22 protein-coding genes are annotated in these 20,753 nt (G+C 39.4%); 6 read left to right on the top strand and 16 right to left on the bottom strand.

Going from position 1 to position 20,753, the window contains the following annotated elements; genetic code table 11:
• Positions 1-8 precede the first annotated feature (8 nt).
• Positions 9-1,100, bottom strand: coding sequence for a 3-deoxy-7-phosphoheptulonate synthase (locus tag Q4567_RS01750; protein ID WP_216048336.1), 1,092 nt, complete (start codon positions 1,098-1,100; stop codon positions 9-11).
• A 497-nt stretch (positions 1,101-1,597) separates the two neighbouring features.
• Between Q4567_RS01750 and Q4567_RS01745 the strand changes: the two genes are divergently transcribed.
• The 3 genes from Q4567_RS01745 to Q4567_RS01735 all read left to right on the top strand — a co-directional run bounded on the left by Q4567_RS01745 (position 1,598) and on the right by Q4567_RS01735 (position 5,098).
• The gene (locus tag Q4567_RS01745; RefSeq protein WP_303499117.1) at positions 1,598-3,307 is read left to right on the top strand and encodes a bifunctional diguanylate cyclase/phosphodiesterase; all 1,710 of its coding nucleotides are present in this window, start codon (positions 1,598-1,600) and stop codon (positions 3,305-3,307) included.
• A gap of 214 nt (positions 3,308-3,521) precedes the next feature.
• Positions 3,522-4,682, top strand: a complete 1,161-nt coding sequence (locus tag Q4567_RS01740; protein ID WP_303499143.1) for a porin — start codon at positions 3,522-3,524, stop codon at positions 4,680-4,682.
• Positions 4,682-5,098, top strand: coding sequence for a hypothetical protein (locus Q4567_RS01735; RefSeq protein WP_216048334.1), 417 nt, complete (start codon positions 4,682-4,684; stop codon positions 5,096-5,098). Before Q4567_RS01740 ends, Q4567_RS01735 begins: the two co-directional genes overlap by 1 nt.
• A 35-nt stretch (positions 5,099-5,133) precedes the next feature.
• Here the strand turns inward: Q4567_RS01735 and Q4567_RS01730 are convergent, their stop codons facing one another.
• The 13 genes from Q4567_RS01730 to ffh all read right to left on the bottom strand — a co-directional run bounded on the left by Q4567_RS01730 (position 5,134) and on the right by ffh (position 14,483).
• A complete protein-coding gene (locus tag Q4567_RS01730; protein ID WP_303499115.1) occupies positions 5,134-5,715 on the bottom strand; it encodes a DNA-J related domain-containing protein in 582 nt (193 codons plus the stop codon).
• A 123-nt stretch (positions 5,716-5,838) separates the two neighbouring features.
• The gene (locus tag Q4567_RS01725) at positions 5,839-6,579 is read right to left on the bottom strand and encodes an enoyl-CoA hydratase-related protein (RefSeq protein ID WP_303499114.1); all 741 of its coding nucleotides are present in this window, start codon (positions 6,577-6,579) and stop codon (positions 5,839-5,841) included.
• A 40-nt stretch (positions 6,580-6,619) separates the two neighbouring features.
• Positions 6,620-7,192 (bottom strand): sugar O-acetyltransferase, encoded by a 573-nt coding sequence (locus Q4567_RS01720; protein ID WP_303499112.1) that lies wholly within the window; start codon positions 7,190-7,192, stop codon positions 6,620-6,622.
• Between the two features lie 121 nt (positions 7,193-7,313).
• Positions 7,314-8,120 (bottom strand): Rossmann-like fold-containing protein, encoded by an 807-nt coding sequence (locus tag Q4567_RS01715; protein WP_303499110.1) that lies wholly within the window; start codon positions 8,118-8,120, stop codon positions 7,314-7,316.
• Between the two features lie 137 nt (positions 8,121-8,257).
• Complete coding sequence (locus Q4567_RS01710; RefSeq protein ID WP_303499108.1) at positions 8,258-8,884, bottom strand: OmpA family protein; 627 nt, start codon at positions 8,882-8,884, stop codon at positions 8,258-8,260.
• Positions 8,885-9,234: 350 nt separating this feature from the next.
• Positions 9,235-9,594: a 50S ribosomal protein L19 gene (gene rplS, locus Q4567_RS01705; protein WP_216048581.1), complete on the bottom strand. Its 360-nt coding sequence runs from the start codon at positions 9,592-9,594 to the stop codon at positions 9,235-9,237.
• Positions 9,595-9,613: 19 nt separating this feature from the next.
• Entirely contained in the window at positions 9,614-10,411 is a 798-nt protein-coding gene (gene trmD, locus Q4567_RS01700) for a tRNA (guanosine(37)-N1)-methyltransferase TrmD (RefSeq protein WP_303499107.1), read from the bottom strand.
• Complete coding sequence (gene rimM, locus Q4567_RS01695; protein WP_216048328.1) at positions 10,412-10,936, bottom strand: ribosome maturation factor RimM; 525 nt, start codon at positions 10,934-10,936, stop codon at positions 10,412-10,414.
• A gap of 23 nt (positions 10,937-10,959) precedes the next feature.
• Positions 10,960-11,211, bottom strand: coding sequence for a 30S ribosomal protein S16 (rpsP, locus tag Q4567_RS01690; protein ID WP_216048327.1), 252 nt, complete (start codon positions 11,209-11,211; stop codon positions 10,960-10,962).
• 212 nt (positions 11,212-11,423) lie between these two features.
• Positions 11,424-11,585 (bottom strand): hypothetical protein, encoded by a 162-nt coding sequence (locus tag Q4567_RS01685; RefSeq protein ID WP_216048326.1) that lies wholly within the window; start codon positions 11,583-11,585, stop codon positions 11,424-11,426.
• Between the two features lie 29 nt (positions 11,586-11,614).
• Positions 11,615-11,809: a hypothetical protein gene (locus Q4567_RS01680; RefSeq protein WP_216048325.1), complete on the bottom strand. Its 195-nt coding sequence runs from the start codon at positions 11,807-11,809 to the stop codon at positions 11,615-11,617.
• Positions 11,810-12,197: 388 nt separating this feature from the next.
• Positions 12,198-12,755, bottom strand: coding sequence for a CHRD domain-containing protein (locus Q4567_RS01675; protein ID WP_303499106.1), 558 nt, complete (start codon positions 12,753-12,755; stop codon positions 12,198-12,200).
• 321 nt (positions 12,756-13,076) lie between these two features.
• Positions 13,077-14,483: a signal recognition particle protein gene (ffh, locus tag Q4567_RS01670; protein ID WP_303499105.1), complete on the bottom strand. Its 1,407-nt coding sequence runs from the start codon at positions 14,481-14,483 to the stop codon at positions 13,077-13,079.
• A gap of 172 nt (positions 14,484-14,655) precedes the next feature.
• On the opposite strand from ffh, the gene Q4567_RS01665 reads away from it, so the two are divergent.
• Both Q4567_RS01665 and Q4567_RS01660 read left to right on the top strand, forming a co-directional pair.
• Entirely contained in the window at positions 14,656-15,447 is a 792-nt protein-coding gene (locus Q4567_RS01665) for an inner membrane protein YpjD (RefSeq protein ID WP_216048322.1), read from the top strand.
• A gap of 79 nt (positions 15,448-15,526) precedes the next feature.
• The gene (locus Q4567_RS01660) at positions 15,527-16,819 is read left to right on the top strand and encodes an HlyC/CorC family transporter (protein ID WP_216048321.1); all 1,293 of its coding nucleotides are present in this window, start codon (positions 15,527-15,529) and stop codon (positions 16,817-16,819) included.
• A gap of 37 nt (positions 16,820-16,856) precedes the next feature.
• On the opposite strand, the gene Q4567_RS01655 is transcribed toward Q4567_RS01660, so the two are convergent.
• Both Q4567_RS01655 and sixA read right to left on the bottom strand, forming a co-directional pair.
• The gene (locus tag Q4567_RS01655) at positions 16,857-17,036 is read right to left on the bottom strand and encodes a hypothetical protein (protein ID WP_216048320.1); all 180 of its coding nucleotides are present in this window, start codon (positions 17,034-17,036) and stop codon (positions 16,857-16,859) included.
• A 74-nt stretch (positions 17,037-17,110) separates the two neighbouring features.
• A complete protein-coding gene (gene sixA / locus Q4567_RS01650) occupies positions 17,111-17,590 on the bottom strand; it encodes a phosphohistidine phosphatase SixA (protein ID WP_216048319.1) in 480 nt (159 codons plus the stop codon).
• Between the two features lie 355 nt (positions 17,591-17,945).
• Between sixA and Q4567_RS01645 the strand changes: the two genes are divergently transcribed.
• Positions 17,946-20,711, top strand: coding sequence for an insulinase family protein (locus tag Q4567_RS01645; protein WP_303499104.1), 2,766 nt, complete (start codon positions 17,946-17,948; stop codon positions 20,709-20,711).
• The last annotated feature ends 42 nt before the right edge of the window (positions 20,712-20,753 follow it).

Here is a 20,753-nt window from a genome sequence, read left to right as displayed (position 1 = left end):
GTTTTACCTTAAGCAGAATCTTTAAATTTATTTAATCTCATTGGCAATACCGTAATGAGTTTTTCTCTAGACCGATTAATCAAATCTTCAGTATCTTCCCAACCGATGCAACCATCAGTTATGGAGATGCCGTATTCTAGCTCACCCGGTAGCTTGCCGTCACTTTTTTGATTGCCAGCACGTAAATGACTTTCCAACATGATACCAATAATTGATTGATTGCCTTCCAAAATCTGGTTAACCACATTTTGCGCTACCAACGGCTGACGACGATAATCTTTACTTGAATTAGCATGACTACAATCAACAACTAGACCAGCGTGTAAATTGGACTTTTTCAATTCGATTTCACATTCGGATACACACACAGAGTCGTAATTAGGCTGCTTACCACCGCGCAATATAATGTGACCATCAGGGTTACCCTGGGTTTTAATTACACTGACTTGTCCTTGCTTATTGATGCCCATAAAACTATGACCTGAAGCAGCAGATTGCAGCGCATTAATCGCGATTCCTAAACTACCGTCAGTACCATTTTTAAAGCCAACCGGCATAGACAAGCCACTGGCCATTTCTCTGTGAGTTTGAGATTCAGATGTTCTCGCCCCAATTGCCGACCAACTAAATAACTCAGCTAAGTATTGTGGGCTAATGGGATCTAATGCTTCAGTGGCAAGTGGAATTTCCAAATCAGCCAACCAAATCAGCAGTTCACGGGCTTTGCGCAAACCGGCTTCGATATTAAATGTGCCGTCTAGTGCCGGATCATTAATCATGCCTTTCCAACCAACCGTAGTTCTAGGCTTTTCAAAATAAACACGCATCACAATAAATAGTGTGTCTTTGCATGACTCATGCAGTTCTTTGAGCTTGAGTGCATACTCTTTAGCGGATTCAATGTCATGAATTGAACAGGGACCGGAAATAACTAAAAGGCGATGATCTTTACGATGAATGATGTCGCTGATAATCGCTCGGGAATCTTCGATTGCTTTAAGGGCCTTGGCGCTCACTGGAAGCTGTTGAGCTAACTGCTCAGGTGTCACTAGCACGTCTTCGGCGCTAACGTGTACATTATTTACTAAATCTTTATACATAACTATCTTTGATTACCTACATCTAAAAACGCAAAAACTTAACCAGAAAACCCATGTAAACTTTTCAATACAACAATATTTACATCAATTTTCAAAACAGGCTTGACTTTTTACCAGCCTTTATTCGGTAGTGCAACCAGAATTTACTAAAACCAGTGATTTCGGTTGATTGCTGTGCGAATACGCTAAAAAAGGGAGTTAATAGGCACTTAATTGGATTTTAAAATAATACAAAAATTTACGGTTTACAGGATCAAAACTAGGGCTTAAGTAATTTACAACAAATAAACAGAAGGTAGTAATTTTACCCACTTTGTGAAGATTAAATCCACTTCAAGTCTCGATCTTTGAGGTCTGATCGTTTACCTTTAATAATGAAACCTATTGATTCGTTTCAGGTGAAGATTTTTCACAGCAAATAAAAAGGACTTTTAAATGGCAAATTCAATTTCGCTAATAATTCAGCTTCCATTAACAGGGTATTGTGGAAGGCCAACGTGTTAATCAATTCGCTACTGTTCGTTAGTTTAGGCGTAGTAGCAGTTGTAATTTTGGCGAAGATATTATTACCTTGGATACGTAAAGCTAAACTGAACAAGGGCCTCGCTTTATATCCGCTACACTCCTCAAATTTATTTATTATTCTGGATAAAAACAATCAAGTTGTTTTTATGAACACCACTGCAACGGGATTTATAAAAGAACTAGGGTATCCAGGCAATGATCCTAAGTCGCTGCTACCGAAGAACTTAGTTGATTATCAAAACAGCGCCTTAGCAGACGAAAAACAACAACACTTTGAATTCAAAATTAATCAACATACATTTGACTGCGAATTATTGTGGCATGCTAATGCAAAGCAATGGAATATTAATATGGTTAATATTTCTAGTCGTAAACTTGAGGAACAAAAACGTGATTCACAAGCCCAAATTAACCCCGATACAGGCTTGGATAACCATTATGTTTTTAAACAAGTTATTGAGCAAATGGTGGATCAAAGATTAACTTTTACCGTGGGTCAAATAGAGATTCGCTCATACTCCAAGTTGTTGGCTGACAACGATTTTGAAACCAGCCGCAAAGTAATGAAAGAACTTTCTGATTTACTCCAAGGCACCTGTGTAGAAAAACATCAAAATGTGCGTTTATTCCAATTAACTGAAAAGAGTTTTGGGCTAGTTTTTCAAAAAAGTAACTGCCACGCAACAGTCAAACAAATAGTTGCAACGATAAATAATCAGGTAAAAAACCAGCTATTTTCAGGACAGCATTCTGTCAAACTTGATTATGGTTTTACTAGTTTTCCATCAGATGGAAAAAGCGCAGACGAAATTATCCGCAATACTCGTATTGCACTAGAAAACTCTGCAAGTCAGGAATTTACCGATTATATGATGTTCAGTAATGAGCTAGGTAAATCAGTAGAGCGACAAAACAGCCTTCAAGATGCGATGCGTTCAGCCATAGTAGACAATCATTTCCAGTTGTTTTTTCAACCCCAATATTCTCTAAAAGAAAAAAGAATCATTGGGGCTGAGGTATTAATTCGATGGCAATTAGATGAACAATGGATTTCGCCCTCTGAATTTATTCCCTTAGCTGAACATTCCGGTTTAATTTTACCTTTAGGTGATTGGATTCTGACGAGTGTGTGTCAAAAAGCACAACACATAGTCGCAATGGGGTTTGAAGATATTGTTATTGCGGTAAATATATCCCCCAAACAATTTTCCGCACCAAACTTTGTTAAAATGGTAAAACGCGCATTGTTAAGCAGTGGCTTGGCCGCCAAAAATCTTGAATTGGAGATAACTGAAGGGGTACTGTTTAATAAAGAAGCCGATACCATAAACACGTTAAATCAGCTAAACCAAATGGGCATTAAATTAGCTATCGATGATTTTGGAACCGGTTACTCAAGTTTAAGTTACTTACAGGTTTTCCCCGTAACCAAACTCAAAATAGATCAGTCATTCGTGCGTAATATGCACCTTAATAAAGCAGACAAGTCAATTGTAAGAAGTGTTATAGAGCTTGGCAATGAATTGGGGGTGACACTAATAGCAGAAGGTGTAGAAGAGAGTGAACAAGTTGATCTATTAACCCAGATGGGCTGTGATGAAATACAAGGATATTGGTTAAGTAAACCTTTAGATGAAAGCTACTTTAGCCACTTTTTACACTCTAATAAGTTACTCTCTTAATTTCTTAGAGGAATAGCAAAACTCAAGAAAAAATACTAATTTGTTGCTGTTCAGAGCTCAAATGCCAAATTTTATATTTTTATTAGAATTTAAGTGGTTATGTTTATTGACTCTGGCTTTTAGCAGAGTATTTTATAGGTAACTATATTTCCTATTCAGAATGTTTCTTAACTTGAAAGTCCCAACTGTAAAAATCACACTTTGTATCGTCACCATGTTATTCGGTTTTAGTTCGCCTGCCCTTTCCCAAAGCAATGAAAAACTCCAATTTTCCGGGTTTGCACGAGTAATTTTAGGCTACCTTGATGATGAAAACGCTGAATACGTCGGTTACGACAACAGTGTTAGTTTGGATAAACAATCTTTATTAGGCATTCAGGCCGATTACTTATTAAATGATGAAATATCCTTTACAGGACAAGTTGTCGGTTTTACCGATGAGCAGCGTAACTCAGGTTTAGAGTGGCTTTATCTCACCTATGCCCCCAGCAATTCATTACAAGTCAAACTTGGCAGACAACGTATTCCGTTTTTTAATTATAGTGACAGTTTAGATGTGGGCTTTGCTTATCCTTGGTTGACCTTACCACAACAATTTTACGACACGGCTTTCTTTTCAACTTTCGATGGTCTGCTAGCTAACTATGAATTTACCTTAAAAGACTGGTTAATTAGTTACGAAGGTTACTGGGGGCGATTCGACGACAAAATTTATTTAAATAGCCAAGAAATCAATACCAAGGTAATTGGTCTTTTTGGTGTCAATGCAAGCGTGTATTACAACAATTTCACCGTGCGAGCATCCTTCAACCAGGGTGATGTCAATATTGAACAATCAGAAGCGAGTGAATTTAGCCATCTGTTACGCCAGTTAGGATTCAGCAACAGTGCTGATTGGTTGAACGCTAGCGGTATTATCCAACTTTATCATTTTAGTGCCAATTATGAGAATGTAGATTATTTTATACGCAGTGAAATATCTAGATTTGACGGTAAAAGTGGCCTAGTGGCAGACATCGATAGTTTTTATATCTCTGTTGGTTATAATTTCTATCCTTACACAGCGTACATATCTTACAGTAAAAAGAACTTGCACTTTGACCACCCAGACAACGAAATTCCATTTGGTATATCACCAGACTTAGATACACTTGCGGCCACTTATTTAGCCGTTTTAGCGGCCTTTCCTGATGACAAGGCAGAAGGTACTAAAGTGGGAATTCGCTGGGATTATCACCCCAATTTAGCCTTCAAAGCAGAAATGACCTTTGTGGAAGCTGAAGACAATATCAGCAATGATTATGCAGTCAAAGATTTAGGTGGATTTGATGGCCATGGGCTTTTGTACCAACTGGGTATTGAGTGGGTATTTTAATGAAACCTTACCTCATTCTTATTCTGCTCACGTTGTTTAGTTGCGCGCATAAGGCTTCGGCTGAAGCGATTATTGTTGTCGCCAATACCGCTGATAAATCCATTCAACTCAATCGTCAGCAAATTAGAAATTTATTTATGGGTGGCGCAATTCCCTATGATTTGCACGCCATTGCCCTTTCTCCTGACAATGAGACTCGACTTATATTTAATACAAAAGTGATCGGCCTTACTGAGTCCCGAATTCAGTCTTTTTGGGCGCAGATGCGCTTTACCGGTCGTAAAAAAGAACCTAAAGAAGTCGGTTCCGAAGCCGAACTTTTAGAATATCTAAAAAATAACGAGGGTTCTTTGGGCTATTTCGGAACTGATGTTGATATTCCTAGCGAGTTGACGGTAATACTGACAATCAACTAAACAGAATTGCAGTACTGCCTATTTGTGATTTTAGGTTATTTAAGTATCTTGTATGCCCACTCTATTTTTTTGCATATTTCCACATCCCCGCCTTTATCGGGATGATGTTTATGGAGCATTTTTCGATAGTTAAATTTTAACTTAGCGATATCATAGTTAGCCTCCAGCCCTAACAATGTTAATGCCGCCTGTTTATCTTTGCGATTAACCTGCGCGAAGCTAACCTTCATCTGCCTCCAAAATGATGCCAACATCTCTTGCACATCATTTTCTGAGTTTGAATCAAAGTTTTGCCAATCCAAATAATAGTCTTTTAGGGGATCAAGCTTTTCAATCGATAAACTCGTATTTTCCAATGGGGATAGCACTATTGTACTTACATTAATTCGCAACATTCCATGCCCCTGTCTCAACCAGCGCTCTTGCAACAAGTATAAGTGATGGAACAATATAAAATGACAACGAAAGAGCGTTAGAGGCTCCCTGAGAGCCTCTTTGTCAAATATCGAATAGGGAGGACGCTGAAGCAAAGTTATAATATCGTACTCGCTAATAGCGCGCTTACGAGCAAGCAATAAATCTTCGAGTGTATCCAGCAGTTGTTGATTTTGCCACAAAATATTCGTTCACTTGATGATGGAATAAAACACGAATTCTATGCCATTTAACACCGCAAAAAATTGATTCTCAACTATATTTAGCCTAACAACTTTGTGCGCTCCAATAATGACGATTTTGCCCTATTTCTTCTTAAAATAAGGCGCTACTGCTTGTTTAAATTCATCAGAACCTAATTGATTAGCAAATTCGATATTTTCTTTGCTCATCTGGTCGTTGATGATTTCTCTTTGGGGATCACGGATTAGTGCTTTACTTTTCATCACCGACTTAATAGGTAAGCTAGCTATATGCTGACTTAACTCGGCAGCAAGAGTCGCCAAATTATCATCTGTAGTCACTCTAGAAACTAGACCAAAATTCAGTGCTTCAGCGCTACTGAGAGTTCGACCTGCCAGTAAAATGTCATTCGCAACTGCATGGCCAACAATACTTGGCAGCAAAATAGATGATGCTGCTTCAGGCACTAACCCTAACTTGGTAAAAGGGGCTGTAAAAGAAGCGGATTCTGAAGCCAAAACAATATCGCAATGCAATAACATGGTTAAACCGATACCTATGGCTTGTCCATTTACTGCAGCGATCAATGGTTTATTCATCTTCGCTAGGCCGCGCAAAAACAACTGTACTGGTGTGGCATCAGTCATTTCCATCTGCAAAAAGTCTTTTAAATCGTTTCCTGCAGTAAAAGTGTTACCTTCAGCACTTATCAAAACACAATGAATCTCATCATCGGTTAAGCTTCTTTCTAACCCTTTTGCCAACTCAGCATACATTTGCTGATTGATAGCATTTTTTTGCGCTGGGCGATTAAAGGTCATGGTTAAAACATTATTTTCGAGTGTTGTGATGATTTCTTGCATTTAGCTCTCTCTCGCTGTTTAGTAACGAATTTTTAGTTAATTAATCGCGTTGATTGTTTTTATTATCAATAACTGTAGCCGGCACGCCAGCCACAGTGGTATTTTCTGCAACATCTTTAGTTACAACTGCGCCGGCGCCAATAATGGCATTTTCGCCGATGTTTACTCCAGGCAAAATTTTAGCGCCCATGCCTATCCACACTCCGTTACCAATGGTAATAGGGCTGGCTGTTTCCATTCCTTTTTTGCGCTTTTGCGGATCTTTAGGATGAGTAGCGGTAGAAATTAATACGCTAGGAGCAAGTAAAACATCGTCGCCAATAGTCACAGGGGCCGCATCTAAAATGACGACATTATGATTGGCATAGAAATTCTTACCAATATGGATATTGTAGCCATAATCACAATAAAATTGCGGCTCTATCCAAAAGTTATGACAGCTTCCAAATAACGCTTTGAGCAACTTCATTCCCTGTTTATAGTCTTTTGGTTCTAGTTGATTGAACAAATGACATTGGGTTTTAGCGTGCATCCGCTCAGCGTGCATTTCTTTGTTACTGGGGAAATATTCCAACCCGGCTAACATTTTCTGTTTTTCGCTCAAATCATTCATTACGCACGACTTCCTCTATACTGATAAGCACTCTATATGATGGCACCCATTTTTTCGAATCATTGGCAATGATAACTAAGCATAAACCACCCACCCTATTCGCTTACACGGCCTTTCAAATCTAACCTTGTGTTTGCTCTTTGTGATTAAGATATGATTGCCAAAGCTGTTCATAACCAGCTAAACGAAGGTGGAATGAAGATGAACAATGCTCTTGCCAATCTTTATCAGCAGAAAATGGCCCTTTACCGCATAAAGAACAACAATTCGCTTGATGTTTTGAACTTGGGGTTAAATTAAGTTCAGAGTAATCAATGTTTTTACTTCCCCAAACATAGGTTTTGCTAGCGGTAGACTTGAGGATTTTATCGCGATCGACATTGCGTAGTTGATAGCGGGGAAAATCAGTTGGCTGAAATGTCATGTACCCTAAAAAATTGATTTGTTCCGGCACTGGGTTTAAGTTTTCAATATTCCAATGGGAATACGGCTTTACATCTTTGGAAGTGATGTAAGCTAACTGCCTTCCTTTTGGATCAAGAAAGTAATCAAAACTATGTTGTAAAAAGCGCCAGATAAGTAATCTATTTAAGGTGTTTTTATGTAACTTTCCCTTGGTATCGAATTCGGCTTTATTAGAAAAAGCGGGGATTAACGGAAATTGAAATATAATCAGGTCGAAAGCGTGATGTAGACTGCTCGAAAAACTACTCTGGTTACAGATATCCAACTCATGCAAAACCTTCACACCATGAGCGTGTAAATTAGCTAATTGGTTTTTACTATATTTGCTGGTTAAAGTGTCCTTGTCGTCTAAAACAGACGCTGTCACATTTTTAATCGCTAAATCTTTGAAAATAGACCAGGAAAAAGACAAATCACCATCACCAACGGTCAGTACTCTCCAATCTTTATCTAAATACATCATTTTTGTGGTAATCGTTTCATTGGTATAAGTCTGCGTGAGTTTATTGCAAATACAAAAACGGTTTCAAAAGAAACCGTTTAAAAGATTTATACAGACAGATAAAAGCATAAATCTACACGCTTATGGAGGTACCGCTATTATTGCACAGGTATAATCCGTAATTCCACTCGACGATTTTGTTGGCGACCGCTTGCCGTGTCGTTGGTGGCTATGGGTTGAGACTCGCCAAAACCTAAGGTTTGCAAACGACTGGTAGCTACGCCATTTGATTCTAAGTATGCTGCGACACTATTGGCTCTTTGGATCGATAATTGTTGATTATAAGCGGCATCGCCCACTGAGTCAGTATGCCCCTCAACGCTCAAACGCGTTTTTTCATAGCGATTGATAACTTTAGCGACATCATTCAAGACCGGATAAAAATTGGTAACAATTGACGCTTTGCCTGTTTCAAACGTGATATTACCTGGTATGGCAAGACGTATACTGTCGCCTTCTCGATACACTTCAACCCCACTTTGTGCCAACTCATCACGGAACTCTTCTTCCTGATTATCCATGTAGTTACCAATAGCGCCCCCTGCTAAAGCGCCTAAAGCTGCTCCCCATACGTATCGGCTTTTATCATTGTCGCCAGTACCTTTTCCGGCTAGCGCACCTAGCACAGCCCCTATTCCCGCGCCCTTCTGAGCATTGTTGGCATTAGAAGCACATCCGCTGATAATCAAACTTGAAAGGGTAATTGCTAGAAGTGTTTTTTTCATTCTGGTCTCCGTTAGTGAAAATACTAAATAATTTTTCAACTTTATTGCCAATAACTTGCATATAAATAATCAACTATGAGGTTAAAAAGCAGAATCTATACCAATGTCATTATAAGTTAGCTTCTTTTTTCAAATGTTGACGTAAATCATACAATTAGAATAATAACTTGAAAAAACTGAAGCTTGGCTGAACAAAATCTTTGGCCTGCTTGAGAATCTTTTACACTGTGATTTGAAATTATGAATAAAATGTTAAGGTTGAATAAGTTGCTCCAAGAATAACAAGCAGCCATAAAAAAACCCGCTTTCGCGGGTTTTCACAAGTTAACAATAACGCATTAATTAAAATCTTAGTTAAGCTTTTCTCTGATACGTGCAGATTTACCTGAACGCTCACGAAGATAATAAAGCTTAGCTCGACGTACCGCACCACGACGTTTAACTTCAATAGAAGAAACTGCAGGGCTGTGTGTTTGAAAAACACGTTCAACGCCTTCGCCGTTAGAGATCTTACGTACAGTGAATGCAGAGTGTAGGCCACGGTTACGCTTAGCGATTACAACGCCTTCGTAAGCCTGAAGACGCTCTTTGTCGCCTTCTTTAACTCGTACTTTAACAACAACTGTGTCACCCGGCCCGAAAGACGGAAGATCAGTTTTTAACTGTTCTTGTTCAATTTTCTTGATGATATCTTGACTGATTTTGCTCATCATATCCTCTCATCCTAGATTAACTGTCATCTTGCTGCGAAAACGATTTTTGAAATGCATCCAATAGTCGTTTTTGCTCCTCAGTCAGAGCTAGGTCATTTAACAATTCAGGGCGTCGTAGCCAGGTTCTCCCTAGCGACTGTTGTAACCGCCACTGCCTGATTTTTTGATGATTTCCACTTAATAACACTTCAGGAACATTACGACCATCTAAACTTTCTGGCCGAGTGTAATGAGGACAATCTAATAAACCGTCAGTGAACGAATCTTGTTCTGCTGACTGTTCATGCCCTAACACACCTGGCACAAATCGCGATATCGCATCCATTAGCACCATCGCTGGAAGTTCTCCACCACTAAGCACATAATCACCAATCGACCATTCTTCGTCGACTTGTGACTGTATGACTCGTTCGTCGATACCTTCATAACGACCGGCTACAAATATCAGACTGTCATTTTCAGACAATGCCTTCACGCCGGCTTGGTCTAACTTCTTTCCCTGAGGTGAAAGGTAAATCACCTTAGTTTGTTTACCCGCTGCTTTCTTGGCAGCGTGTATTGCGTCTGTTAATGGCTGAACCATCATTAGCATGCCAGGACCACCGCCGTAAGGACGGTCATCAACAGTTCGATGTTTGTCGTGAGTAAAATCCCTTGGATTAAAGAATTCTACTGCTAACAACCGGTTTTTCACCGCTCGACCTGTCACTCCTTGTTGTGTAAAACTGTTAAACATCTCTGGAAACAGACTTACCACACCAAACCAACGAAGTTCACAAGAGCTCGGCTCTTGATCTATCATTAGTGGGTTCATTTAAAACCCAGGATCCCAATCAACCTTGATTGTTTTCGCCTGCATATCAACCACTTTAATAACCTGCTCCCGCAAGAATGGCAACATGCGTTCTTTTTGACCAAAAGCATCATTTGAATTGGCTTTTACTAACATCACATCGTTAGCACCAGTTTCAAACAGTTCTTTCACTACACCCAAATCATAACCACTTTCAGTTACCACTTGCATGCCGACTAGGTCTCGCCAGTAATAGTCGTCATCGGCCAGTTCAGGTAGCTGTTCAGCTTTAATGAAAATCTCCAGATTTTTGATACTTTCAGCATCATCCCGAGATTCCACCCCAACCAGTTTCGCGACAACGCCTTTATTGTGCGTTCGCCAGAGGTCAACGATATATTCTTTTTTACCATCGCCCAAAAGCCATGGTGAATAATCAAATACACCCTGTGTTTCATCAGTATAGGTAGTGATTTTAACCCAACCTTTCACACCATAAGGTGCACCGATTTTGCCAATCACTATTGTGTCAGACGCTAGACTCATCTATACCTCAATTTCTGTAGTGCTTACGCAGCTACGACTTTTGCATCTTTTACCAAGCGAGCTACGCGGTCAGACAAAGTTGCACCATGTCCTACCCAATGCTCAACACGCTCAAGATCTAAACGCAGACGTTCTGCTCGACCTTGTGCAGTTGGGTTGAAAAAGCCAATGTTCTCAATGAACTTGCCGTTACGTGCACGACGACTGTCTGCAACCACTACTTGATAAAATGGACGCTTTTTAGCGCCACCACGCTGTAAACGAATAGTAACCATATAAATGCCTCAAACTCGTAATAGCGTTACTGTTAACTTGTTTGCCCTGCTCTTTAATGTCAAAGACACCGAAAATCAAGGCCGCCGAATTATACTGATATGGCTTAGGAATGCAACTAAGAAAGGCTTAAAAATGCTAATATTTAAACAATTAACCGTGAATATTAAAAACTGTCAGAATAAACATGAAATAAGAGTGATTAAAACGCAGTTTAATTAGCCTCGGAAAACACGTCTAACCCAAGCTCTTGCCAGCGCTGTTTAAACTCAGTTCGCTCTATTTCAAGTAATTGTTCATACGTATTCATCTTTTCTTGATAAGCAGATGTCTGGGTAATTTGGTAACGACTAGGCAAATACTTTAAATTTTCCATCAAATAATAATCCTTCACCTCGACAGTTTCTAATAACTCATTGGCCAGGCTATTTCCCCCTGTTCTGCCAACAAAATGGCATAATAGGCGTCTCTGGTGGTGGAATAAAAGTTGAGTTTACCCCATGCAGTGAAAACCCTATGCAGTTGAGCATCAATCTGTTTGGCATCTTCAACTAAACCACTGATCCGAAAACTATTGGTAATACCGATTAAATTTAACATGAAATAGTAACTCCTCCTTTTTAAGTAATCTTCAGCAGCACCATAACAATATAAGAGGAAATCTGTTACGCGGTGCTCAATTGTACAAACAATAGAAGTAGATTCAATCTGCAGACAGGATGCCAACTAAAGCGAAAAAAATTAACATTGCTGTTCTGCAAAAACCAGCAATAGACGTGACCTCATCTTATGTATTTATTCCGTTGTGGATTAAATTGCTATTTGAGACGAAATTTAGTCGTAATACCAGAATACAATTTGCCGAATAAATTAGTGGTGAAAATGGTTAAACTTAGGTGTTTTGACTCTAAGCAGCTAAAAAACTACAGATGGAGGTTCCCCCCCATCTTTTAATAATTTAGCTAATTTTGTACATCAACACAGTTAGCTAACAACCCCTTTTATTGCGACTCATTACAAATAACATACCCGTCACGAATAAAAACCAAGTTGCCGGCTCAGGCATTACGGTTAATTGGCCGCGCAATTCACCGCCATTAAAGTTTTGAGTATGTAAGTTAATGTAGACATTACCAGCCATGAGTTGCTCAGCTAGAGCATCGGTAAGCGGGTTGGTGACATCATCGAAACGCCAGCCGCCCATAATTGAGCCTGAGGTTGTCCCGAGAAAAGTAAAAGTGTCAGTGTCAAAGAGGTGAATCACTCCTCCATTTGCCCCCAGAGGTGCGTTGTGAAAATGTCCACCACCAGCTATATCAATAATTGGCGAGCTTAAATCCATATAATCTATTTGATAGTTAAATACATAGGAACCTGACATTCCACTAAGCTCCCCCATCGCCATGCCAGAGGCTGTGGTTACAATGGATGGAACTTCCTGCTCCCCTTCCAAGGTTGCTGAAAACATGAAACTAGCATTGGCTAAATAAGAGAAAGTAGAAAGAAGTAGCACGTAAGAGATCTTTATCATGAATTTAATTTTCATAATATTATCCTGGGTTAAATGGTGATTAAAAAACAAGCAATTAATCAGCCAATTTTTTTTACCTTCGTTATTAGTAGGTTGCAAATCATCAATTGGCAAAGTGTTAAAAAGGGTGACAGTTTTAAGGTTTGTTAGACCGCTAAACGAAGCAAAATGTAAACGGGGATTTAAAGCATCAAACAGTATTTTTCGGTGAAAAAAGGCTAGATATGAAATTAGCGCGAAATGAATATTTAACAGCTGTGATAAGAGTTAATTGTTATTGCTGATATTCACACAGATTGCTGGAGGATATTCCTCCAGCTTAAAAACGAAAGGTAATTAACGCTTGGGTGGGAACATTCCGCCCATACCGCCAGGACCAGGTCCCCCCATTCCACCACCTGGTGGCATCATGCCCTTCATGCTACGCATCATTTTTTTCATGCCGCCACCGTACATTTTTTTCATCATCTTTTGCATTTGCATAAACTGCTTGAGCAAGCGATTGACGTCTTGAATTTGCGTTCCAGAGCCTTGGGCTATGCGACGTTTACGTGATCCTTTAATAATATCCGGACGCTGACGTTCACCAGGAGTCATGGAATTAATAATGGCTTCCATTTGCGTGAACTGCTTGTCGTTGGCTTTTTCTTTCATTTGCGCAGTCATGTTACCCATGCCAGGCAATTTATCCATCATGCCCATCATGCCACCCATGTTGCGCATTTGTTCTAACTGCTCTTTAAAATCTTGCAGATCGAAGCCTTTTCCTTTTTGAACCTTCTTGGCCAGTTTTTGCGCTTTGTCTTTGTCAACTTTGCGCTCAACTTCTTCAATAAGGCTCAGTACATCCCCCATCCCTAATATGCGAGAAGCAATTCGCTCAGGGTGGAAAGGTTCTAAGGCATCGAGCTTTTCGCCCATACCAATAAATTTAATTGGTTTACCGGTAATATGACGAACCGATAATGCTGCACCACCTCGAGCATCACCATCAGCCTTGGTCAGAATCACCCCGGTTAACGGTAACGCTTCATTAAAAGCTTTAGCCGTATTGGCGGCATCTTGTCCCGTCATGGCGTCTACCACAAACAAGGTTTCGACTGGTTTTACCGCTTCGTGGAGGTTTTTGATTTCCCCCATCATTTCATTATCAACGTGTAAGCGACCCGCGGTATCGACAATCAATACATCAAAAAATTGCTTTTTAGCGTGATCAATTGCGGCATTGGCAATATCGATAGGACGTTGCAGTGAACTGGATGGGAAAAAGCCCACATCTAAATCTTCGGCAAGGGTTTGCAGTTGCTTAATCGCCGCTGGACGGTAAACATCGGCACTGACCACCAAGACTTTTTTCTTTTCACGTTCTTTTAGGTATTTTGCAAGCTTACCGACACTGGTGGTTTTACCCGCACCTTGAAGACCGGCCATCAAAATAACCGCTGGAGGCTGCGCCGCTAGATTGAGGCTTTCGTTAGCGGCCCCCATAACTGATTCAAGTTCAGATTGGACAATTTTGATGAAAACCTGTCCAGGCTTAAGACTTTTAGTAACCTCAGTACCCACTGCGCGCTCTTTAACCTGCGCAACAAAATCACGCACTACGGGTAAAGCTACGTCAGCTTCAAGTAAAGCCATTCTGACTTCACGCAAAGTTTCTTTGATATTATCTTCGGTTAATCGGCCTTTACCGCTAATGTCTCTAAGCGTTTTACCTAAACGTTCTGTGAGGTTCTCAAACATAATTCTATTATTTCCTATTTCTGATAGTCAGGATTATACCTAATGTATTTGAATATAAGAACCTTACTATTAAGAAGATTTATTTGGGCTGATCTAATATATACGGTAAACTTATCCCGTTTTCTAACTCTAACTGTTTGAATTACTACTACTTACCATAGGGCTTTTAAAAGTGTTAATACAAATTGTCTGCATCGTTTTTTATCTGTTCGCCGCAGGCTGGGTAACCTCTCGCTTATTTCATCACCAAGGTCCGAACCCTAAACTGATGATAATACCGGCTTTTTTAGCCTTAACAACGCATCTATATCTGTTAATTGAAGCCCTCAATCAAGCTCCAGGTGCGAATATGAGCATGCTCAATGTTGCGTCATTAATTGCTTGGTTAGTAACAGTAACTATGACGGTCGCATCATTTGCTTTGGCTACCGCGATTTTAATGCCTGTTGTATTCGGTTTTTCTGCCCTAATAGTATTGCTTGGTGCGTTGATCCCAGAAGTACATATCATGCAAATTCAACTGCAACCGGACTTGGTGATTCATATTACCTTGGCTCTTCTGGCTTATGGCTGTCTAATTATTGCGGTTTTATATGCCCTTCAATTGGCTTATATAAATGAACGTCTAAAACAGAAAAAAACATCTCTTTTGCATTCTTCGCTACCTCCTTTGATGACAGTTGAGACAATATTTTTTAAATTATTGTTAGCTGGAACCATACTTTTGACCTTATCATTGATCAGCGGTTTCGTATTTCTTGATAATATGTGGGCAAAAGAACAAGCGCATAAAACCATATTGTCAGTAATCGCGTGGATAATATTTTCAGTTACTGCAATAGGTCATCACAAGTGGGGATGGCGCGGAAAACCGGTTATATCGGCAACCTTAGTTGGCGCATTCTTACTCACATTGGCTTATTTTGGTAGTCGTTTTGTGAAAGAAGTTATACTTGGCTCGTGAAGTATTTAAATATTCAGCTTGAATACTGATGAAGATAAACATACATTCATACCTGAACCTTAATATAGGAACAATTTAGTTGGACGACATCTCGACGAGTACGTTAATAACTCTGCTCGGCATTCTGATATTTCTTTCTGCATATTTCTCAAGTTCTGAAACAGGAATGATGTCTATTAACCGATATCGCCTGAAACACCTTGAAAATGAAGGCCACAAAGGTGCGCTTCGTGTAACCAAGTTACTATCGCGACCGGATAGATTAATTGGCCTGATCCTGATTGGCAATAACCTAGTTAATATTGCTGCTGCATCTGTAGCAACCATTTTATGCTTGCGTTTGTTCGGTGATGTTTGGGGTTTAGCCATCGCCAACTTCGGTTTAACCTTTGTGATTCTGATTTTTGCTGAAGTCACACCAAAAACCGTGGCCGCTCTGTATCCTGAGAAAATTGCCTTCCCTAGTTCGATTATTCTATTACCCCTAATGTTCCTGTTATATCCCTTGGTATACCTTATCAACGGAATTTGTAATGGATTATTAATGTTGTTGCGGGTTAATCCGGTCAACAATGATGGTAAAAATTTAAGTCGAGAAGAGCTACGCACAGTTGTGCATGAAGCCGGTGCCTTGATCCCTCAGAAGCACCAAGAAATGCTAGTCGGTATTTTAGATTTAGAAAAAGTTACCGCTGAAGACATTATGATCCCACGTAGTGAAATTGTATCGATTGATATTAATGACGAATGGAAGGATATTCAGCGCCAATTAGTCAACGCACAACACACTCGTGTGCTGTTGTATCGAGACAGTATTGACGATGCAGTTGGCTTTGTTCACATGCGTGACGCATTAAGATTGTTGTCTAAAGATCAATTTACAAAGGCGAGCCTGTTGCGTGCAGTGCGAGAAATTTACTTCACTCCAGAATCAACACCTCTGCACACCTTAATGTATCAATTTCAAGCGGCCAAAGAACGAATTGGTTTAGTCGTTGATGAATACGGCGATATACAAGGCTTAGTCACACTTGAAGATATCCTAGAAGAAATTATTGGTGATTTCACCACTAGTATTGCGCCAGATCATTCCAAAGAAGCAAATATTCAACAAGATGGCAGTGTCTTGGTTGATGGCAGTGCTAACCTTAGAGAATTGAATAAAGAAATGGATTGGCATTTTCCGACCGAAGGTCCAAAAACACTAAATGGACTTATATTAGAGCACTTAGAAGACATTCCAGACGCAAACATCAGTGTTCGTCTTTATGGTTATCCTATAGAGGTTATTGAAATTAAAGATAACATGGTGAAAACCGTGAGAGTATTACCAGCTTATTACAGCATGCCACCTGAAGAAGACACGAATTAACCGTAAATTTTCCTAGCGCGTAAAATTACTTTCCGTATTAAGATTGTTTTTGTGCACGCTTGAGTAGGATGGCTTGCTTCATTTTCTCTACGTTTTCGTTAAGTTTTGCTAAGCGCACGTAAATATTCTCCAACTCATCATCATGAGTTAGTTGCGATTGTTCCACGTGCTGCTGCAATGCCTGCTGTAAGTAAGCAGGTAAACTTTTACTAGACATAGGCCTCCCCTCAGATTTTTATCGGAATAAAACGCAAAAACTGTAGGATATTGAAGCGGAATTTAGCAGATATATTATTTAGGGGTGTATGTTTTAACGATGTGACCTTTCGACTCTTCAACATTATAGTCAATACAAACAATTGTACCGGTAGAAAACATTCTCAATTCATCTATTTCACACATCTCATCAACCAGATAACTGACAAATGGCATATGGCTAACTAAAAGCAATCCAGTAACATTTGGGTGTTGTTCAGCAAATTGGTCAATAGAATAATGTAATGCCTGACAATTGCCGCTAGGCACTAAATCTGAATTAGAGCGTATATCAACAATCTTTGTCGCAAGGTTTACTTGCTGAAATGTTTGTTGCGCCCTTACAAATGGGCTCACCATGGCGTGGCTTAGTGGTACCTTTGACTCTTCTGCAAACGATTGCAGCCAATTCCCACTTTGCTTAGCCTGAGAAATACCATAGTCATTTAACGGTCTTAATTGATCATTTTGCAAAGATGGTTTGGCTTCACCATGGCGCATCACAAAAATGTACATAATTGGTCCATATTACGAGAGCTTTCAACACAAACTATTGTGCAGATTGTTATGAATATCAATATTGCCTGAATTCAATTTCATATAGTAGAGTCGAAATGCAATAAAAACGATATGTTTTAGAGGTTTATTTTTTAATTTAGACAAAATAGCTGTTAAGGGTAAGTTAACTACTCATTTATTGAGATTTAAAGTCGATATGAATAATTAAGCACGAAAAATAAACAGGTTCAATTCGTTTCTACTTTTTCATTTTTCCAATTCGTCATTTTTTAATAAACAAATTCAGCCAGTTTATTTAAAAAAATTTTTATTGAGTTATGCTTGTTATCAAACTTCCAAGAAGGTGATCTAGTTGCAGCTAAGTATAAACGACAAACGGGCCTATCTACAGGTTACACTTGCCAATGGCCTGCGAGTATTATTAGTGAATGATGCTGATTGTCGAAAATCTGCAGCAGCAGTGTGCGTTCAAGCCGGACATTTTGATGATCCGGCTGATATTCATGGCCTAGCCCATTTACTTGAACATATGCTATTTAATGGCAGTGAGATGTTTCAAGATGCAGACAACTTAGATAAATTCCTTTCGCCCCATAGCGGCAGTGTTAACGCTTATACCGGCACGGAATTTTCGAATTACCATTTCGATGTATCACATACATATTTGCCAGAGGGGCTGCAGCGGTTTGCTGACATGCTGTTTAACCCGCTATTTAGCAAAAAGGCAATCGACAAAGAAATAAAAGCCATTGATGCTGAGTTCAACTTAAAAATACATGACGATTTGCGACGCCTCTACCAAGTACACAAAGAAACATGCAATCCAAATCACCCATTTAGTAAATTTTCAGTGGGTAACGGAGAAACGTTCTGCGCGCACTCCATAGAAAAAATTCAAAGTGCGCTAATTGAGCTGCATAAAAAGCACTATATACCCAACAATATGACCTTATGTGTTGTCAGTAACATGTCTTTAGAAGAACAACAAAAATGTGTAGAAGACAGGTTTGGCACAATCAAATCTGGTAGTGATTTTGAGCGCCCCACGCCACCACCTTTGTATTTGCCAAACCAGTTGGGTGTCAAAATAAGTATTAAACCGATCAAAGATGCGCGCCGCTTAATAATTAGTTTCGCATTACCAGACATGCAACATTATTGTGATTCAAAACCACTGGAATTTATTAGTCATTTATTAGGGGATGAGGGTAAAGGTAGTCTACTGACGCATTATAAGCGCATGAATTGGGCGACTAACCTAAGTGCTGGAGGCGGCATCAATGGAACTGGCTTCAAAGATTTTAATGTCAATTTACAACTTACTGAAGTCGGCAAAGACAATATTTCAGAAGTGCTAAATAGTCTATTTTATTACCTCAAGCTCATTCGCAATAATGCACTTGACGAATGGCGCATTAAAGAGAAAGCCATTTTAGGAAAATTGGCTTTTGACCACATCGAAAATGCAAAACCCTTAGATGACGCAATACAATTTTCCAATTTAATGTTTCACTACCCTGAAGCCGATATTTTAACAGGTGATTATTTAATTACCGATTTTTCAGTGCAACCAATTGAGACTTGCTTAACTTTCATGAGTCCAGAGAATATGCGCTTGAAGTTAATCAGTAAAGACGTGCAAACAAACAAAGTTGCACGTTGGTACGAAACCCCTTATGCGATTGAATCTATAGATGGGAATTTATTAAAAGCACTGTCGACACCTAGCGACCTCGATGACGTTCATTTGCCTCCCCCCAATCCATACATAACAGAATCCTGTGAACTGGTAGACGTGGATGACAAATATCTCTTACCTAGCAAAATTTTGCATGAGCAAAACTTACAGGTATGGTTTGCGCAGGATTCACTGTTTAGTCAACCCAAAGGAGATTGCTTTATTTCGTTTGATTGCGAGGCAGTTACCCAAGGGGCCAAAATTTCGGCCTACAAGCGTTTATGGGTTGCATTGATGGTGGAGCATTTAAACGACCAATTTTACCATGCCGGTGTTGCTGGGTTGCATTATCATTTGTATGCGCATCAAGGTGGTTTTTCTATTCACACAAATGGTTTTTCGCACAACCAACTTGAACTCAGTATAAATATTTTAAATCAAGTGATGGCCGACGTTGATCTAAAACCGCTGTTTGAACAGGTAAAACACAAACAACTTCAAAACTTACAAAATTCACTATTAAATAAACCGATTAACCGTTTGTTTTCGCGGCTTTCAGGCTTAATTCAGCGCTTTACTTATGCGCCACTAGAATTATTACCACTGGTTGAAAATGCCACAATAGAAGATATCTACTGGCTCAAAGAGCAATTATTTAAAAATTACTCGGTTGAGGCGTTTGTGTTTGGCAATTGGACAATGCAACAATCTAAGCAGTTTGCAAGTAGATTGAAAGATATGCCTAAACCTAGTCAAACGGGAAGTCAAATAAAGCGTGAAGTAGTTGATTTAAAGCATACTATTCACTATAAAAATCAGGTAATGAGTCAACACCCAGATTCTGCAGTAGTGCTTTATTTACAAACACCTACAGCCTCAATTAAAGATGTTGCGTTAACCATTTTAGTGGAACAGCTATTGGCCTCACCCTTTTTTCATGAAATTCGAAATGAAAAACAATTAGGTTACTTGGTTGGCAGTGGTTATTTACCCCTTAATCAACACCCCGGCATGGTTTTTTATGCACAATCACCTAATTTCAGCGCGAAACAAATTTTGATTGAAATACAGAGTTTCCTTGCACAAATCACTGCAAGCATAGATGACTATGAAGAAGTTTGGTCGCACGTTAGAACCAGCGTGTCTAAACAGTTGCAAGGTAATGACACCAATCTAACCGCTAAAGCACAAAGGTTATGGCTTGCCATTGGTAACCAAGACCTTGAGTTTAATTTACAGACAGCAATAGCAAAAGCCCTTTTTTCATTAACCTTTGACGACATCAAGACCTTCTGTCAACTACTGATAGCGCCTGCAAATGTTGGGACCCTCGTACTATATTGTTGTGGAGATAAAAATAAGCCGGAAGATATTCCAGCAGATGGCAAAGAGATCGATGATTTAACGGCGTTTAAACATCAAGCAAGTTACATTATCTAAATTTTGAGGTTGCGCAAAGTGACATGGCGCTTAACTACCATC

It is taken from the genome of Aliiglaciecola sp. 2_MG-2023 (genome assembly GCF_030548145.1).
GTDB lineage: Bacteria > Pseudomonadota > Gammaproteobacteria > Enterobacterales > Alteromonadaceae > Aliiglaciecola > Aliiglaciecola lipolytica_A.
Note: the sequence above shows the minus strand (reverse complement) of the source record. Positions and strands in the feature narration are given on the sequence as shown.